Origin of the sequence: Sphingomonas sp. (genome assembly GCF_019749955.1) — a bacterium.
Classification (GTDB): Bacteria; Pseudomonadota; Alphaproteobacteria; order Sphingomonadales; family Sphingomonadaceae; genus Sphingomonas.
On sequence record NZ_JAIEPC010000033.1, the window covers coordinates 58,389 to 75,014 of the forward strand.

Consider the following 16,626-nt stretch of genomic DNA (forward strand, 5'->3'; position numbering starts at 1 on the left):
ACTGGATGACGCTGCTGCTACCCGCGCTGACCGGCTATTTGCTCGGGTCGATCGCGTTCGGGCTGCTCCTGACGCGGGCAGCGGGCGCGGGCGACCTGCGCCAGATCGGCTCGGGCAATATCGGCGCCACCAACGTGCTGCGCACCGGGCGCAAGGGGCTGGCCGCCGCGACTCTGCTGCTCGATGCGGCCAAGGGCTGGGCGGCCGTGGCGATTGCGGGGCATTTCTGGCCCGGCAGCGAACTGGTGGCAGCGGCGGCTGCCTTCATCGGCCATTGCTATCCCGTCTGGCTGCGGTTTCGCGGCGGCAAGGGCGTCGCGACGCTGATGGGGATCGTGCTCGCGCTCCACCCGCCGAGCGCGCTGGTTTATGCGCTGGTATGGCTCGGGCTGCTGGGGCTGGTGCGGATTTCGTCGGTGGCGGGGATGGCGGCGGCGGTCAGCGCGCCGGTCGCCGCCGCGTTCTTCGGTCGGATCGATCTCGTGCTGGTGCTGCTCGCACTGAGCGCCATCGTGCTCTGGAAGCACCGCGAGAATATCGACCGGTTGGTCAAGGGCATCGAACCCCGCATTGGCAGCAAGCAGGATGGCTGACGACGCCGCCGATCGGCTGCGGCTTATCCGCTCGGCCAATATTGGCCCGGTGACCTATGGCCAGTTGATCGCGCGTTTCGGCACGGCAGCCGCCGCGATCGAAGCAATCCCGATGCTTGCCGCACGGGCGGGGGGGCGAGCGCCAGTGGTGGCCGACGCCGCGATCATCGCGCGCGAGCAAGCAGCGGTTGCAAGGCTCGGCGCGCGCTACCTGTTTCTCGGCGACGACGACTATCCGCCGCTGCTGGCGGAGCTTGAGACGGCCCCGCCGGTGCTGATCGTGCGCGGCGACCCGGCGCTGGCGTTGCGACGGGTGGTGGCGATCGTCGGGGCGCGCAATGCATCGGCGGCGGCCTGCCGCTTCGCGCGTGACCTCGCCTTTGCGCTGGCGGGCGAGGGGCTTGTTGTCGTCTCGGGATTGGCGCGCGGGATCGACACCGCCGCGCATCAGGGATCGGTCGACGGCGGCACGATCGGCGTGATCGCGAGCGGCATCGACGTCGCTTTCCCGCCCGAAAATGCCGAGCTGCAGGAACGCGTCGCGCGCGAAGGGCTGCTCGTCACCGAACATCCACCGGGGACCGAACCGCTCTCGCGTCATTTTCCACAGCGCAACCGCATTATTGCCGGGATCGCGGTCGGCACCGTCGTGGTCGAGGCGGCGCCGCGGTCAGGCTCGCTGATCACCGCGCGGCTCGCTGGCGAAGCAGGACGCGATGTGATGGCCGTCCCTGGCTCGCCACTCGATCCGCGCGCGCAGGGCTGCAATCTGCTGATCCGCGAGGGCGCAACGCTGGTCCAATCCGCCGCCGATGTGATCGAAGCAATCGGCCCGATCGACGCACGCATGCTGCGCTCCCCCGCCAGCGGCTATGGCGCGCCACTGCCGACCGACGCGAGCGATGCCGAGCGGCGGCGCGTGATCGGGCTGCTTGGCCCGGTTGCGGTCACGGTCGATGAACTCATCCGCCAATCGGGGATGGCCCCTGCCGTGGTCCAGATGGTGCTGCTCGAACTCGAACTCGGCGGCAGGCTTGAGCGGCATTCGGGCGGGCGCGTGAGTTTGGCCTGAGGCCACAGGCGCCTGTGCCTTCCTCAATAATGATAGCGGCATTGCGCGATCTGGAGCGTCTGCTCGTCGCCGCTGCCGGATACGCGGTACACCAGCCGGTGCTCGTAGTTGATCCGACGCGACCACCAGCCCGACAGATTGCCGCTGAGGGCTTCGGGCTTGCCGGTGCCCTTGAAGGGATGGCGGCGGCATTCCTCGATCAGGCTGTTCAGCTTGGCCGACATCTTGTCGTCATGGTCCTGCCAATGGCGGAAATCCTCCCACGCCGTCGGCCAGAAGGCGACGTTCACGGGTAGGGCACGCCCTTCGGATCGCTCGCCTCGAGGCCGCGGACGGCTTCGATCAGCCGCTGGGCATTGGCGGGTGACGACAGCAGATAGAGCGTTTCCTGGATCGCCTCCCAATCGCTTTGTGACACCAGCACGGCGCCTTCGCCGCGCTGGCGCGTGATCGCGATGGGAGCGTGATCGGCGACGACCTGGTCGATCACCGACTTCAGATTTTCGCGGGCTTCGGAATAGCTGATGGCGTACATGTCAGTTCATTGGACAATTTTCTGTCCAATGTCAAGATCACCGCCGCTCCGCGCCGAGGCGCATGCCGCTTGACGAACACCGCAAAGGCTTCCCACCCTCGCGCGTACGCGTAAGGGAGCATCCATGCAGCTTGTGATCGTCGAATCGCCCGCCAAGGCGAAAACCATCGAAAAGTATCTGGGCAGCGATTACCGCGTGCTCGCGAGCTATGGCCATGTCCGCGACTTGCCCGCGAAGGATGGCTCGGTCGATCCCGACCATGGCTTTGCGATGGAATGGGAAAATTACGCCGACAAGGCCAAGCAGCTCAAAGCGATCACCGATCTGGCGAAAACCGCCGACCGCCTGATCCTCGCGACCGACCCTGACCGCGAGGGCGAGGCGATTAGCTGGCACGTGCAGGAAGTGCTGCGCGCCAAGAAAGCGCTGCCCAAGGATGTCCAGCGCGTTACCTTCAACGCGATCACCAAGGCGACGGTGACCGAGGCGATGAAGCACCCGCGCGCGCTCGATACCGATCTGATCGACGCTTATCGCGCGCGCCGCGCACTCGATTATCTGGTCGGTTTCACCTTGTCGCCGGTGCTGTGGCGCAAGTTGCCGGGCGCCAAGTCGGCGGGGCGGGTGCAGTCGGTCGCGTTGCGGCTGATCGTCGAGCGCGAGCGCGAGATCGAAGCGTTCGTCGCTCAAGAATATTGGTCGGTCACCGCCAACCTTGAGCATGACGGCACGCCCTTTACCGCGCGGCTGAGCAAATGGCGCGGGGCCAAGATCGACCGGCTGACGATCGGCAAGGAAGGCGATGCGCTTGCCGCCAAGGCCGATGTCGAGGCCGGACGCTTCAGCGTCGCCAGCGTCGAGACCAAGCCCGCCACGCGCAATCCGCCGCCGCCCTTCACCACCTCGACCTTGCAGCAGGAAGCATCGCGCAAGCTCGGATTCTCGGCCGATCACACGATGCGGATTGCGCAGGCGCTCTACGAGGATGGCGCGATTACCTATATGCGCACCGACGGCGTGCAGATGGATTCGAGCGCGATTTCGGCGGCACGGCTCGCGGTCGCCAACCGCTATGACGCGAGCTATGTCCCCGACAAGCCGCGCCAATATACGTCCAAGGCGAAGAACGCGCAGGAAGCGCATGAAGCGATCCGTCCGACCGATTTCGGCAAGGACCGCGCGGGTTCGGGCGATCACGCGCGGCTGTACGAGTTGATCTGGAAGCGCGCACTCGCGAGCCAAATGGCGTCGGCGCGGATGGAGCGCACCACGGTCGAGCTGACCGACGGCACCGGCCTGCACGCCCTGCGCGCGACGGGGCAGGTGGTGCTCTTCCCCGGCTATCTCGCGCTGTATGAGGAAGGCAGCGACGACGTTTTTGTTGGCGGCTCTGGCAAAAATGCCGACGCCGTGGCCGACGAGGAAGCCCGCCGCCTGCCGCGCCTGCGCGAAGGCGATGCGCCGGCCAAGAAAGCCGTCAACGCCGATCAGCATTTCACCCAGCCGCCGCCGCGCTTTTCCGAAGCATCGCTGGTCAAGCGGCTCGAGGAGCTCGGCATTGGGCGGCCTTCGACCTATGCGTCGATCATCAAGACATTGAAGGACCGGCTCTACGTCCGGGTCGAAAAGAACCGCTTTTTCGCCGAGGAAAGCGGGCGGCTCGTCACCGCGTTTCTCGAACGCTTTTTCGAAAAATATGTCGGCTATGATTTCACCGCCGGGCTGGAAGACGAACTCGACGAAGTCTCCGGCGGGCGCGCCGAATGGCAGGCCGTGCTCGAAGCCTTTTGGCGCGACTTCAAACCGCGCACTAGCGAAGTGATGGCGTTCCAGCCGAGCGAAGTAACGGCTGCTCTCGACGAATTTCTCGGCGCCTATCTCTTCCCCGACAAGGGCGACGGCAGCGATCCACGGTTATGCCCCAATTGCGGTGAGGGCAGGCTTTCGCTGCGCGGCGGGCGGTTCGGCGCCTTCGTTGCCTGCTCCAATTACCCCGCATGCAAATACACCCGCCGCTTCGCCCAAGGCGGGGCGGAAGCGACCGGCGATGCCGGGCCCGAAGTGCTCGGCACCGATCCCGAAACCGGGCTTGAGGTGTCGAAGCGGTCGGGGCGGTTCGGGCCGTATGTCCAGCTCGGCGACGGCAAGGAAGCCAAGCGCGCATCGATCCCGAAGGATCTGCCGGGCGAGCTTGACCTCGACTGGGCGTTGAAGCTGCTGAGCCTGCCGCGCACGATCGGGACGCACCCTGAAACGGGCGAGCCGATCACGGCGTCGATTGGGCGCTATGGGCCGTATCTCGCGCACAACGGCAAATATGGCCGACTGACCTCGACCGCCGAAGTCTTCGAAACCGGCATGAATGCTGCGGTGGTGAAGCTCGCCGAAGCAGCAGCAGGCGGCGGACGGCCGCAGCGGGGCGCTCAGGCGGCGCTCAAGGTGCTCGGGCTGCACCCGCGCACCGAGCTCGAAATCAAGCTGATGGAGGGCCGCTACGGCGCTTACGTCACCGACGGCACCACCAACGCGACCTTGCCCAAGACGATCGAGAAGGACGCGCTGACGCTGGAGGAAGCCGCGCAACTGATCGACGCGCGCGCGGCGGCAGCGCCGACGAAGGGCAAGAAGAAGGTCGCCAAAAAGGCCCCGGCGAAGAAGGCAGCGCCCAAGGCTGCGGCGAAGAAAGCGCCCGCGAAGAAAGTGGCCAAGCCCAAGGCGAAGGCGGCGGGCTGAGCTGGGCGTCCGCGCCAGTTTTGCGCCTTATGCCCCCCACCCGTTGGTCCCGAGCGACGTCGAGGGACCGGCCACAGGCGGTGCGCGAGGTGTCTCGACTTCGCTCGACACGAACGGCTGGGGATTGAGTTGGGTAGGGCGGCCGTCCTAATTCTGGATCAGCCGCACCAAGGCCCCATCGGGATCGACCAGATAGGCGATCGTGATGCCGCTTGCTTCTTTGCGTGGCGGATGGAGGCGCGGGAAGCCGACTGTCTGCTCGGGAATTCCCGCCGCGAGGCACGCCGCGTAGAGCCCCGCCAGATCGTCGACCCGGAGGCAGCAGCTGAACGAACTGCTCCACGGATCGAGATCGGGATAAGGGAAGAACTCGAGCATCAGCCCGCCGCGCTCGAGAATCATCCACCCGTTGTCGCGCCAGCCCTGCTCGAACCCAAGCCTGCGATAGAAATCCGCGCTCGTAGAAAAATCGCGCGACGGCAGATTGGGGGTGGCATGATCGACCATTGTCAGCCCCCCAGCCCGCGCTTCCTCATGCCCTTGCGCAAGCCACCGGGCATCCAGCGCGCGGCGAACATCAGCCGCTTCGCCGTCTTGCCGACGGGCGTGTGCAGCCGCTCACCGTGCACGGCGTCCCACGCCGCCTGCGCCACTTCCTCGACGGGGGTAATCTCCAACCCACCCTCGACCACCGTCTCACGCACGCTGCGGTTCGATCCCGCCATCCCGGCGGCGAGCAACGGCGTTTCGATGAAGCTCGGCATCAGCGCGCGCACCTTGATGCCGTCCGCCGCCCATTCGCCATCAAGGCTTTCGGTCAGCGCGCGAACGCCGAACTTGGTGACCGCATAGATGCCGATCCCCGGCCCGCCATAGATCCCCGCCGCCGATGACGTATTGAGCAGGCACGATCCCGGCGTCGCCTTGAGATAGGGATAGGCGAGCTTGGCACCGTTCACCACGCCCATGAGGTTGATGCCGACGACGCGGTCGATCTCCTCGAAGCTGTTGGCGGCGAGCGTCCCGCCGACCGCGATCCCGGCATTGTTGAACACCACGTCGAGCCGCCCGCCGCTCACCGCTGCAAACGCTGCGAGCGACGTCTCCCACGCATCACGGTCGCGGACGTCCATCTGATAGCTGGTCGCCATGCCAGCGGGCAGCATCGCCGCGGTTTCGGCCATCCCGGCTGCGTTCACATCGGCGAGCCCCACGCGCCAGCCGCGCGCGGCAAACAGCAGCGCCACCGCGCGCCCGATGCCCGATCCGCCGCCCGTGATAAAAATCGCCTTCGTCATGTCGCCGTCCCCGTTTGACCTTGCCGCTCTCATCCCGCATCACCGCGACCGATGCCACAGGAATCGACCCGCGGACCCTCGGTCGCTTTCGAGCGCGTGTCGAAACGCTATGCTGGCACCGCCGATGCCGTCGCCGATGTGTCGCTGACGATCGCGGCCGGGAGCTTTGTGGCCTTGGTCGGGTCCTCAGGGTCGGGCAAGTCGACTTTGCTCAAGACCATCAACCGCTTGGTCGAGCCGAGCGACGGTCGCGTGCTGGTGGGTGGTGCGCCCGTCGGCGATGAGGAGCCGCACGCCCTGCGCCGCCGGATCGGCTATATCTTCCAGAACATCGGGCTGTTTCCCCACTTCACGGTGGGCGAAAACATCGCCATCGGGCTGCGGTTGACCGGCACCAAGCATAATGCTGCCCGGATCGATGAACTGCTCGATCTGGTCGATCTACCCCGCGATTTTGCCAGCCGCTTTCCCGATGAACTTTCGGGCGGGCAGCGCCAGCGCGTCGGCGTCGCACGCGCGCTCGCGACCGAACCGGGGCTGCTGATCATGGACGAGCCGTTCGGTGCGCTCGATCCGGTGACGCGCGACCAGCTTGGCGAAGCGATTCGCGGCCTGCACGACCGTCTGGGGCTCACCACGATCATGGTCACGCACGACATGGCCGAGGCCCTGCTGCTCGCCGACCGCGTGCTGGTGATGGACGCCGGGCGGATCGTCGCCGATTGCACCCCGGCGCAATTGATTGCGGGCGAAGGCGGCCCCGAAGCCGCCGCGCTCGTCGCCGTGCCGCGCGAGCAGGCGCGACGGCTGCGCGCGCTGGAGGAGCGCGCATGAGTCCCTTCCTCGAAGCGATGCAGCGCGTGCCCGATCTGCTGGCGGCGCATCTGCTCTTGGCGGCGTCGGCGTTGGTGCTCGGCCTGGTGATCAGCCTGCCGCTGGCGATCTGGTCGGCGCGGCGGCCGCTGGTGGCGCGCGCCGCGCTCGGTTTTGCGAGCCTCGTCCAGACGATCCCGAGCCTTGCCTTGCTCGCACTCTTCTACCCGCTGCTGTTGTCGCTCTCGGCGTTGGTCGGCGGCGGGATTCCCGCGCTCGGCTTCCTGCCGTCGGTGCTGGCGCTGACGCTCTACGCAATCCTGCCGATCCTGCGCAACGGGGTGACGGGCCTCGCCAATCTCGACCCGGCGGTGATCGAAGCGGCGGATGGCGTCGGCATGACCGGTTGGCAGAAGCTGATCATGGTCGAAGCGCCGCTGGTCTCGCCGGTACTGATGGCGGGCATCCGCACGGCGGCCGTGTGGACGATCGGGGCCGCCACTCTTTCCACCACGGTCGGCCAGCCCAGCCTTGGCGACATGATCTTTGCGGGGCTCCAGACCCAGAATTGGGCGCTGGTGCTCGCCGGTTGCCTGAGCGCCGCGCTGCTCGCGCTCAGCGTCGATGCGCTGCTCGGCGTCGTCGAGCATGGCATTGCCGAGCGCAAGCGTGGCCGCGTCATCGTCGCGCTGGTCGTGCTCGCGATCGGGGTGCTCGCGGCGCTCGCCCCGGCAATGCCGACGGGCCAGAAAACCGTCACCGTCGGCGCCAAGGGCTTCGGCGAGCAATATATCCTCGCGCGGCTGATCGGCCACCGGCTCGAACGCGCAGGCTACCGCGTGCAGTACCGCGAGGGGCTGGGGTCGGCGGTCGTGTTCGGCGCGCTCGTGGGGGGCGATATCGATGTCTATGTCGATTATTCGGGCACGATCTGGACCAACGAAATGAAGCGGCAGGACGTGCCGCCGCGCCCCGACATCGTGCGCGGGATCGGTGCCTGGGCCGCGAAGACGCACGGGATCAAGCTGCTCGGCCCGCTCGGGTTCGAAAATGCCTATGCCTTTGCGATGCGGGAGAGCGAGGCGACCAAGCGCGGGATCAAGTCGCTCGACGATCTGGTGGCCCAAGCGCCCGCGCTCAAACTCGGCTCGGATTTGGAGTTTCTCGAACGCCCCGAATGGGCCGCCGTGAAACGGTCCTATCCGCTAAAGTTCAAGGCGGCGCAGGCCTATAATCCCACCTTCATGTACCGCGCTATTGAGAGCGGGCAGGCCGATGTGATCTCGGCCTTCTCCTCCGACGGGCGGATCGCCGCGCAGAAGCTGACGGTGCTGAGCGACCCCAAGGGCGCGATTCCCGGCTATGACGCGATCCTGATGGTGACGCGGGGGCACGCCGACGACGCCGATTTCATCGGCGCGATCCAGCCGCTGGTCGGCGCGATCCCGGTCGATCTGATGCGCGAGGCCAATTACATGGTCGACCGCGACAAGGACAAGGTCAGCCCCGAGCAGGCGGCAAGGTGGCTGGAGGGGAAGTTGCGGCGTTAGTTGGTTGGGTGCGCAAACCCCCAACCGTTCGTGCTGAGCTTGTCGAAGCACCGTTCTTCTATCGCGAGCCGGCGGCGGAAGAAGGACAGCCCTTCGAAAAGCTCAGGGCGAACCGGGGAGTGGGTTAGCTCTGTCCGAAATCGGTCAACTCACGAACCCGATCCGCCGATGCGTCCCGTCGCAATAGGGCTTGGTTGCCGATCCGCCGCAGCGGCACAGCCGCGCCGAGGTTACCCGGTCAAAGGTGCGCCCCGTTCCCGAACAAAGCTCGAGATTGCCCGTCACCACCAATGGCCCGTTGCGCTCGGGGTCGATCGCGAGCGTCCCGCCGCGCGCGGCCAGGGGTTGCGACTCACGCGTCGCGGGTTCGCCGGTCGCTTCGAAGGGGATCGCGCTATGGCTGCCGTCGCAGAACGGCTTGTTCTTTGAGGCACCACAGCGACACAAAGTCGCTCTATAGCCGACGCGCTCGCCATCCAGCACCATATCGGCGCGCACGCCGATCGGGCCATTTTCGCGCAATTGGACGAGATTGACCGGCGGCGCTTCTTCTTCCGGCCCACCGTCATGGCGCTGATACTGGATCGCGCCCGAGGGGCACATGTGCGCAACCGTCACCAGCCCTTCGGTGGTGGTGGCGTCAGGGTCGATCCACGGGCCGACGACATTGGCCTTGAACACGCCGGGCTGGCTGAGCACGCAGTGGCGCGCGTGGATGCAGCGCGGCATGTTGAAAATCAGATCGACGTCCTCGCCGGGGATGCGCTCGACGCCATCGCCCTCGGCAATCGGGGCAGGCGGGCCGTCCGCGGCAGGGGGAGTGTCAGTCACCGGCGCCGCTTGCCCGGCATCGGCACGATCGGCAATCTGCGTCCGGCCGAGTTTCGTCGCGAGCGTTTCAAGCGCAGAGGCCGTGAGCTCGGTCAGTTCGGCCACGCTCGCGTCCCCCGCGCCAATCGAGGTCGCTCGGGCGGCAATATCGCGCAGCCGCTCGACCAGCACCGGAATCGCCCCCGGCTCGGGTGGCAGCGCCGACGCCGACCGCAGGGTCGCGAAGCTCAAGCCCGCGGTGCAGCCGGGCGCTTCGTCGTTTGCGGGCAGCGCCGTCAGCCGCTCGGCGACCGGCGTCAAAATCCGCATCAGCTCGATTGCGGCGTCGACGAGGCCGCGCTGCGCCTGCCGGTCGACCCCGGCATAGCCGAGCGCGAGGCAGCGCAGGCTGTGATTGTAGATCGCATTCCCCAGATCGAGCAGGCTCGCGGCCGGCTCGGCACCGATCCACAGCTTGCCCTCGGGCTTCGGCGGGCGCCGCATCACCGGGTTGTGCGCGGCGGCGCGGCCCGGCGCGAAATCGGCGCGGCTGCCCAACAGTGCCTGATACTCGTCGCGAATCTTCAGGAAGCGGCGATAGTGCGACCCTTCCTCATCGGGGTCCGATCCCTCGCCCTGGCGGACAATCGCGTCGATCGCCGCAATCGCGCTCTTCACGCAGCGGACCACGGCCAGATTAGGCAGCGACACCACTTCGGGGCTGATCTGATGGCAAGGATCGCCGACGAACAGCGCATCCTCACCCAGTTCCTGCGCGAGCCGCTGAATGCCTTCCTCGATTGACGCATAGAGCTGGCCGACGGTCGCATAATCGAACGTCCCCGACATCAGCCGGTCGGCGGCGAGCGTGCGGCTATAGACGTGGTCGGGTGCGAAGCCCGCGCCATCGGGCATCTCGATGCTTTCGGGGCGTTCGAGGAAGATGAAATGGTCGAGCGTTTCGGCATTGAACGGCGCGAGCTTCACGACGACACCGGCCGGGTGATAGCCGGGCGCCACCGGGAAATTTTGGCGCCAGAAATGCGCCGGGGCGCCGACCGCCGACAATATGTTCGACACGATCGCCAGATGCGCCATTTCCTCGATGGCCACATCAAGGATTTCGCCGCGCCAACGCCGGATCGCGACCAGCTCTTCGTCAGACACGCCCTCGTCAACCGCGCTCTTCAGGCTGAACATCGCATAGAGATAGCAGCACATCAGATTATGCTCGATCTCGGCCGCCTCAAACAGGATCGCCCACAATTGCTCGCGGGAGGCAGGGACGGGGCGCTGTTCGGTCATATCGGCTCCTATTGGGCGGCGGCGGGGGTGTCGCGGCGGATGGGGGCAGGCGCGTCCTGCCAGCCGCCGCCGAGCGCCTTGAACAGGCTGACCTGTGCATCGGCGACCGCTGCGTCGGATTGCGCGCGCGCGGCCCGCGCGCTGGCGCGGTCGCTCTCGGCCTGGATCAGCTGGAGGAAATTGTCGGCGCCCGCATCAAAGCGCAGCCGCGACAGCCGCGCTGCTTCGCCGCTCGACTTTTCGGCGCGCACAAGCGCGGCATTGCGATCGAGTGCCCCGGCGTAGCGCGCCAGCGCCTGTTCGGTTTCGTTAAGCGCGGTCAGCACTGCGCCGTCGAACCGCGCGAGGCTGGCATCGGCGGATGCGCGCGCTTGCCGGATGCGCGCGCGCGCGATCGTCTGGTTGGGGAAATTCCAGCTGATCAGCGGGCCGAACGAATAGCGGACGGCGGTCGGCTGAAAGAACTGGCTGCCGCGCGTCGCATTCTGGCCGATGCTGCCGAGCAGCTGGATCCGGGGATAGAGATCAGCAATCGCCACGCCGATGCGCGCGGTATCCGCGGCGAGGCTGCGCTCGGCGGCCCGGATGTCGGGACGGCGGGCAAGCAGCGCGGCGCCGTCGCCTGCGGGAATCACCGACTTGATCGTCGGGGGCGCCGTGCAGTTCGCCGCGTCGGCGTCTATTTCCGCAGCCGGTCTGCCGGTCAACGTCGCCAGCGCATAGAGCGCGGCACGCCGCTCGGCATCGAAGCCGGGAAGCTGCGCCTGTGTTTGCGCGAGCAGGACATCGGCGCGCTCGACGTCGCGCCGTGTCCCGCGCCCGGCATCGAATAGCGTCGTCGTCAGCTTGAGCGTCTGCTCCTGCAACTCGACCGTCTCGTGCGCGACCGCGAGCTGCGCGGCATTGGTGCAGACGGCGACATAAGCACGCGCGGTTTCCGCCGCGATCGAGACGCGCGCCGCATCGAGCTGCGCGGCGGATGCCGCAACATCGCCGCGTCCGGCCTCGATCGCGCGGGTCACGCCGCCGAACAGGTCGAGTTCGTAGCTGACGTCGAAGCCCGACTGGAACAGATCGAACTGGAAGGTGCGCACGCCGGCGCCCGTGCCGCCAAAAGCGGCGGCGGCGGCGCTATTGCCTTGCTGGCGCGAATATTGCGCGCTGAGATCGGTCGACGGCAGCCGCGCGCCGCGCTGCTCGGACAGGACGGCGCGGGCACGCTGCAGATTGGCGGCGGCTTCGCGGATGCTGGCGTTGTGCGCCAGCGCTTCGGTCACCAGCCGGTCGAGTGCCGGATCTTCGTACAACTGCCACCAATGATCGGGCAGCGGTTGCGCTGACACGGCAGCGGGCGTCTGCACCCCTTCGGCAAGCGTCCCGCTTGCGCGCGGCGCGGTGCCGGGCCGCTCGTAATTCGGGCCGACCGCGCAGCCCGACAGCAGCGCCGCAATGGCGACGGTCATCGATCGCTTCATGGCAATGCCTCCGGGGCGGGATCGGCGGGGGGTGTGGCGGGCTTGCGGCGCAGATAGCGGCTCGCGTGGTCGCCCAGCTTGCGGCTGATCACATAAAAGCTCGGCGTGAACAGCAGCCCGAAGGTCGTCACCCCAATCATCCCGAAGAACACCGCGACCCCCAGCGCGCGGCGCATCTCCGCGCCCGGCCCCGTGCCGATCACGAGCGGCAAGGTGCCGAGGATGAACGCGATCGAGGTCATGATGATCGGGCGCAGGCGCTGCGCGGCGGCATGGCGGGCGGCTTCGCGCAGCTCCATCCCGGCGTCCTCATTCGCTTTCGCAAATTCGACGATGAGGATGGCGTTCTTGGCTGCCAGGCCAATCAGCACCACCAACCCGATCTGTGTCAGAATGTTATTGTCCATCCCCATCAGATTGACGCCGACAATCGCTGCCAGCAGGCACATCGGCACGATCAGGATCACCGCGAACGGCAGCACGAGACTTTCGTAATTGGCCGCCAGCAACAGGAACACGAACAGCACAGCGAGGCCAAACACCAGCGCGCCGGTATTGCCCGCCTGCTGCTGTTCGAACGCGAGTTCGGTCCATTCGAACTTCATGCCCGCCGGCAGCGTTTCGTCGGCCAGCTTCGCCATCGTTTTGAGCGATTGCCCCGACGAGAAGCCGGGCGCGGTATCGCCCTGCAGCTCGGCCGACGGATAGAGGTTGTAGCGCACGACGCGGTACGGCCCGCTGTCGTTCTTGAGCGTCAGCACCGCGTCGAGCGGCACCATCGCGCCCGATGCCGACCGCGTCTTCAATTTGCCGATATCGGCGATGTCGTCGCGGTAGGGCGCATCGGCCTGCGCCGTCACGCGGTAGGTACGGCCGAGGAAATTGAAGTCGTTGATATAGCTCGAACCGAGATAGGTGCCGAGCGTGCGGAAGATATTCTGCACCGGCACGCCTAACTGTTCGGCGCGCGGCCGGTCGATATCGGCATAGAGCCGCGGCGTGCGCACGTTGAAAGTGGTGAAAGTGCTGGCGATGCCGGGGGTCTGGTTGGCCTTCATCATCATCGCAAAGGCAGCACCCTCGAGCGCGGCATAGCCCTGATTCTGCCGATCCTCGATCAGCATTTTCCATCCGCCCCCCGTGCCGATGCCGCGCACCGGCGGTGGCGGGATCACGAGCAGCACGCCATCGGTGATCGACCCCATCGCCTGCCGCAGTTCGTTCGCGACGGCATCAGCACCTTTGCGCTGATCATGCGGCTTGAGCGGGATGAACATCGCGGCGGCATTGGGCGCGTTGGAGAAGGTCGCGCCGTCGAGCCCGGCAAAGGCAACCGTGCCGATTGCTGCGGGGTTCTTGAGCGCGATCGCCTGCGCACGCTGGAGCACATCGGTGGTGCGCTGGAGCGACGATCCCGGCGGCAACTGCGCCGCGACGATCAGATAGCCCTGATCCTGCGCCGGGATGAAGCCCGTCGGTGTCGCGGTGAAGCGCCAGCCGGTCAGCCCGATCAGCACGGCATAGACGATGACGATCAGGCCAAGCGCCCGGATCGCGCGCGCGGTGAACTTGCCATAGCGATCGGCTAGTGCATCGAACGCGCGGTTGAAGCCGCGCGCAAACCGCGTGCCCCAGCCGCGAACGCCGGGTGCGGGCGGCGGGGCGGCGTCGCCGTGCGGCTTGGGTTTGAGCACCAGCGCGGCGAGTGCGGGCGACAGGGTGAGCGACACAAAGGCCGAAATCGCGGTCGCCGACACGATCGTCAGCGCGAACTGGCGGTAGAACTGCCCCGAAATGCCCGGAATGAAGCTCGTCGGGATGAACACCCCGCACAGCACCAGCGCAATCGCGATCAGCGCGCCCGACACTTCGTCCATCGTCTCATGCGCAGCGGCGAGCGGCGTCAGGCCCTTTTCGGCCATCAGCCGTTCGATATTTTCGACGACGACGATCGCGTCATCGACGACGATGCCGATCGCCAGCACCATGCCGAACAGCGACAGATTGTTGATCGAAAAGCCAAACGCCGCGAGCACCGCGAACGAACCGATGAGCGACACCGGAATGGCGATGATCGGGATCAGCGCCGCGCGCCAGCTTTGCAGGAACAGCAGCACGACCAGCGCGACCAGAATCAGCGCTTCGAACAATGTGCGCTGCACTTCCTCGATCGACGCCGAGATATATTCGGTCGGGTTATAGGGGATGGCATAGGTCATCCCCGGCGGGAAGCTCTTGGCCGAACTCGCAATCTCGTCGCGCACCGATTTGGCGGTGGTCAGCGCGTTCGATCCGGGCAGCTGGGTAATGCAGACCGTCGTCGTCGGCTGGTTCGAGAAAAAGGGATTAATCCCGTAATCCTGCGCGCCCAGTTCGATCCGCGCGACATCGCGCAGGCGCGTCAGCCGCCCTTGATCATCGCGCTTGATGATGATCTCGCCGAATTGTTCGGGGCTGGTGAGGCGCCCTTCGGTCTGGATGCCAAGCTGGAATGCGGTGCCGCCGCGATTGAACGGCGGCGCGCCGATCGATCCGACGGCGACTTGCGCATTCTGGTTGCGAACGGCGCCCGTGATTTCATCGACCGTCAGGTTGCGCGCGGCCGCCAGATCGGGATCGATCCAGACGCGCATGTTGTAATCGCGCGCGCCGAAAATGCGCGCCCCGCCGACGCCCTGGATGCGGGTGAGCCGGTCGATGATCTGGGTTGTGGCGTAGTTGGAAATATATTGCCGGCTAAGCGACTTGTCGGGCGAGAACAGCGTCGCGCACATCAGAATGTCGGGTGAATTCTTGCGTACTGTAACGCCGATCTGGCGTACTTCCTCCGGCAGGCGCGGTTCGGCGGAGGACACGCGGTTCTGCACCAGCACCTGCGCCTGATCGACATTGGTGCCTTGCTTGAAGGTCACCGTAATCGCGATCGCGCCGTCGCCGGTTGATGACGACGACATATAGATCATGTGTTCGACGCCGTTGATCGATTCCTCGAGCGGGGCGGCGACCGTTTCGGCGAGCGTTTCGGCGGTGGCACCCGGATAACTGGCGCTCACCACCACGGTCGGCGGCGCGATTTCGGGATATTGCGCAACGGGCAGGCCGGGATAGGCGACCAGCCCGAACACCACGATCAGGATCGACAACACAGCCGCGAAGATCGGCCGGTCGATGAAGAAATGCGGAAAGCGCATCCTACTTGGCTTGCGCTTCGGCGGCGGGCGGTGTCGAAAGGGGCGCCGAGACGGGCGCGGTATTGGCGGCGCGGGGCTTGAGCACCGTCATCGTCGCCTTCACCGGCATACCCGGCTGGAGTCGTGTCAGGCCATTGATGACGACATGGTCGGTCGGGGCAATCCCTTCCTTGACGACGCGCAGACCCTCGACCGGGGGGCCAGTGACGACGGGGCGGGGGCTGGCCTTCCCGTCCTTGCCAACGACATAGACGAGCTTGCGGGTCTGATCGGTGATGATCGCTTCATCCGGGACAAGCAGTGCGCGATAGGTGCCCGAGCCGAGGAGCCGCGCGCGACCGAACAGCCCCGGCGTCAGAAAGCCATCGGGATTGGCGACGACGGCATGCGCGCGGATCGTGCCCGAATTGGCGTCGATCGCATTGTCGACGAACTGCATCCGCCCATGCCAGCGATAGCCGCTTTCGTCGGCGAGCTGGATTTCGATCGGATTGGGCGTGTTGCGCGACGATCCGCGCGAGCCATCCTTATCCTGGCGCAGATATTTCAGATAAAAACTCTCGGCGCCCTCGAACGAGAACCAGATCGGATCGGTCGACACGACGCGCGTCAGCACCGTCGTCCCCTCGGCGACGAGATTGCCGCGGCTGACCTTGCGGTCCGAAATCCGCCCGGTGATTGGCGAATGCACCGTGGTGAAGCCCAGATTGAGCGCGGCGGTCGACGCCTGCGCTTGTCCGGCGGCGACATCGGCGCTGGCAGTGCGCACCACCGCCAGTTTCTGCTCATATTCCTCTTTGGAAATCGCCTGCGCGTCGAGCAATGTCTTGGCGCGCGCGAGTTCGGTCTGGGCATTGGCGAGCGTCGCACGCGCCTTTTCGGTCTGGGCGCGCGCTTGGGCAAGCACCGCGCGATAAGGGCGCGGATCGATCACGAACAGCGGCTGGCCCTGGCGCACGAGCTGCCCATCGGTGAACAGCACACGGTCGATCGCACCCGACACGCGCGGGCGCAGCTCGACATCCTGAATCGCTTCGAAGCGACCGATATACTCGTCCCAATCGACGATTTCGCGCTTCAGTGGCGTGGCGACGGTGACCTGCGTCGGTGGCGGCGGCGGCGGGGGCGTGCCGTTCGAGCAGGACGCCAGCGCGCTGCCCATCATGGCCGCCACGATACCACCGCGAATCATCCGAGTGCGCATTGCCTGATCCCCTGTCGCATTGGGCCGTGCCCCGGCCCGTGAACGC

Annotated in this window: 13 protein-coding genes; 5 read left to right on the forward strand and 8 right to left on the reverse strand. The window is 66.4% G+C overall.

Going from position 1 to position 16,626, the window contains the following annotated elements; translation table 11 throughout:
• The first annotated feature begins 5 nt into the window (after positions 1-5).
• Together plsY and dprA are read left to right on the forward strand one after the other, a co-directional pair.
• A complete protein-coding gene (plsY, locus tag K2W81_RS09295) occupies positions 6-593 on the forward strand; it encodes a glycerol-3-phosphate 1-O-acyltransferase PlsY (RefSeq protein ID WP_294103708.1) in 588 nt (195 codons plus the stop codon).
• On the forward strand, positions 586-1,665 hold the full coding sequence (gene dprA / locus K2W81_RS09300) for a DNA-processing protein DprA (RefSeq protein WP_294103613.1): 1,080 nt from the start codon (positions 586-588) through the stop codon (positions 1,663-1,665). Before plsY ends, dprA begins: the two co-directional genes overlap by 8 nt.
• Before the next feature lie 23 nt (positions 1,666-1,688).
• Here dprA and K2W81_RS09305 read toward each other — a convergent pair whose 3' ends face one another.
• Together K2W81_RS09305 and K2W81_RS09310 are read right to left on the reverse strand one after the other, a co-directional pair.
• Complete coding sequence (locus tag K2W81_RS09305; protein ID WP_294103617.1) at positions 1,689-1,955, reverse strand: Txe/YoeB family addiction module toxin; 267 nt, start codon at positions 1,953-1,955, stop codon at positions 1,689-1,691.
• Positions 1,952-2,200, reverse strand: a complete 249-nt coding sequence (locus K2W81_RS09310; RefSeq protein ID WP_294103618.1) for a type II toxin-antitoxin system Phd/YefM family antitoxin — start codon at positions 2,198-2,200, stop codon at positions 1,952-1,954. The genes K2W81_RS09305 and K2W81_RS09310 overlap by 4 nt, the downstream gene beginning before the upstream one ends.
• Positions 2,201-2,324: 124 nt before the next feature.
• Between K2W81_RS09310 and topA the strand changes: the two genes are divergently transcribed.
• Positions 2,325-4,934 carry a type I DNA topoisomerase gene (topA, locus tag K2W81_RS09315; protein WP_294103620.1) on the forward strand — a complete coding sequence of 870 codons (2,610 nt, stop codon included), beginning with the start codon at positions 2,325-2,327 and terminating at the stop codon, positions 4,932-4,934.
• Between the two features lie 147 nt (positions 4,935-5,081).
• On the opposite strand, the gene K2W81_RS09320 is transcribed toward topA, so the two are convergent.
• Positions 5,082-5,441 carry a bleomycin resistance protein gene (locus K2W81_RS09320; RefSeq protein ID WP_294103621.1) on the reverse strand — a complete coding sequence of 120 codons (360 nt, stop codon included), beginning with the start codon at positions 5,439-5,441 and terminating at the stop codon, positions 5,082-5,084.
• 2 nt (positions 5,442-5,443) lie between these two features.
• Complete coding sequence (locus K2W81_RS09325) at positions 5,444-6,232, reverse strand: SDR family oxidoreductase (RefSeq protein ID WP_294103622.1); 789 nt, start codon at positions 6,230-6,232, stop codon at positions 5,444-5,446.
• A 51-nt stretch (positions 6,233-6,283) separates the two neighbouring features.
• Between K2W81_RS09325 and K2W81_RS09330 the strand changes: the two genes are divergently transcribed.
• Together K2W81_RS09330 and K2W81_RS09335 are read left to right on the forward strand one after the other, a co-directional pair.
• Positions 6,284-7,066, forward strand: a complete 783-nt coding sequence (locus tag K2W81_RS09330; protein ID WP_294103623.1) for an ABC transporter ATP-binding protein — start codon at positions 6,284-6,286, stop codon at positions 7,064-7,066.
• Positions 7,063-8,595 carry an ABC transporter permease/substrate-binding protein gene (locus tag K2W81_RS09335; RefSeq protein WP_294103625.1) on the forward strand — a complete coding sequence of 511 codons (1,533 nt, stop codon included), beginning with the start codon at positions 7,063-7,065 and terminating at the stop codon, positions 8,593-8,595. The genes K2W81_RS09330 and K2W81_RS09335 overlap by 4 nt, the downstream gene beginning before the upstream one ends.
• A gap of 144 nt (positions 8,596-8,739) precedes the next feature.
• On the opposite strand, the gene K2W81_RS09340 is transcribed toward K2W81_RS09335, so the two are convergent.
• Genes K2W81_RS09340 through K2W81_RS09355 form a run of 4 tightly spaced genes read right to left on the reverse strand, consistent with a single transcriptional unit; the run spans position 8,740 to position 16,580 of the window.
• Positions 8,740-10,710 carry a ferritin-like domain-containing protein gene (locus tag K2W81_RS09340; protein ID WP_294103627.1) on the reverse strand — a complete coding sequence of 657 codons (1,971 nt, stop codon included), beginning with the start codon at positions 10,708-10,710 and terminating at the stop codon, positions 8,740-8,742.
• 8 nt (positions 10,711-10,718) lie between these two features.
• A complete protein-coding gene (locus K2W81_RS09345; protein ID WP_294103629.1) occupies positions 10,719-12,185 on the reverse strand; it encodes an efflux transporter outer membrane subunit in 1,467 nt (488 codons plus the stop codon).
• Entirely contained in the window at positions 12,182-15,376 is a 3,195-nt protein-coding gene (locus K2W81_RS09350; RefSeq protein ID WP_294103631.1) for an efflux RND transporter permease subunit, read from the reverse strand. The genes K2W81_RS09345 and K2W81_RS09350 overlap by 4 nt, the downstream gene beginning before the upstream one ends.
• 1 nt (position 15,377) lies before the next feature.
• The gene (locus tag K2W81_RS09355) at positions 15,378-16,580 is read right to left on the reverse strand and encodes an efflux RND transporter periplasmic adaptor subunit (RefSeq protein ID WP_294103633.1); all 1,203 of its coding nucleotides are present in this window, start codon (positions 16,578-16,580) and stop codon (positions 15,378-15,380) included.
• Positions 16,581-16,626: the final 46 nt, after the last annotated feature.

Coding starts and splice junctions, on each gene's coding strand:
- K2W81_RS09310 (WP_294103618.1), bottom strand. CDS start 2,200: ATGTACGCCATCAGCTATTCCGAAGCCCGCGAAAATCTGAAGTCGGTG.
- K2W81_RS09330 (WP_294103623.1), top strand. CDS start 6,284: ATGCCACAGGAATCGACCCGCGGACCCTCGGTCGCTTTCGAGCGCGTG.
- K2W81_RS09350 (WP_294103631.1), bottom strand. CDS start 15,376: ATGCGCTTTCCGCATTTCTTCATCGACCGGCCGATCTTCGCGGCTGTG.
- dprA (WP_294103613.1), top strand. CDS start 586: ATGGCTGACGACGCCGCCGATCGGCTGCGGCTTATCCGCTCGGCCAAT.
- K2W81_RS09325 (WP_294103622.1), bottom strand. CDS start 6,232: ATGACGAAGGCGATTTTTATCACGGGCGGCGGATCGGGCATCGGGCGC.
- plsY (WP_294103708.1), top strand. CDS start 6: ATGACGCTGCTGCTACCCGCGCTGACCGGCTATTTGCTCGGGTCGATC.
- K2W81_RS09345 (WP_294103629.1), bottom strand. CDS start 12,185: ATGAAGCGATCGATGACCGTCGCCATTGCGGCGCTGCTGTCGGGCTGC.
- topA (WP_294103620.1), top strand. CDS start 2,325: ATGCAGCTTGTGATCGTCGAATCGCCCGCCAAGGCGAAAACCATCGAA.
- K2W81_RS09320 (WP_294103621.1), bottom strand. CDS start 5,441: ATGGTCGATCATGCCACCCCCAATCTGCCGTCGCGCGATTTTTCTACG.
- K2W81_RS09355 (WP_294103633.1), bottom strand. CDS start 16,580: ATGCGCACTCGGATGATTCGCGGTGGTATCGTGGCGGCCATGATGGGC.
- K2W81_RS09340 (WP_294103627.1), bottom strand. CDS start 10,710: ATGACCGAACAGCGCCCCGTCCCTGCCTCCCGCGAGCAATTGTGGGCG.
- K2W81_RS09335 (WP_294103625.1), top strand. CDS start 7,063: ATGAGTCCCTTCCTCGAAGCGATGCAGCGCGTGCCCGATCTGCTGGCG.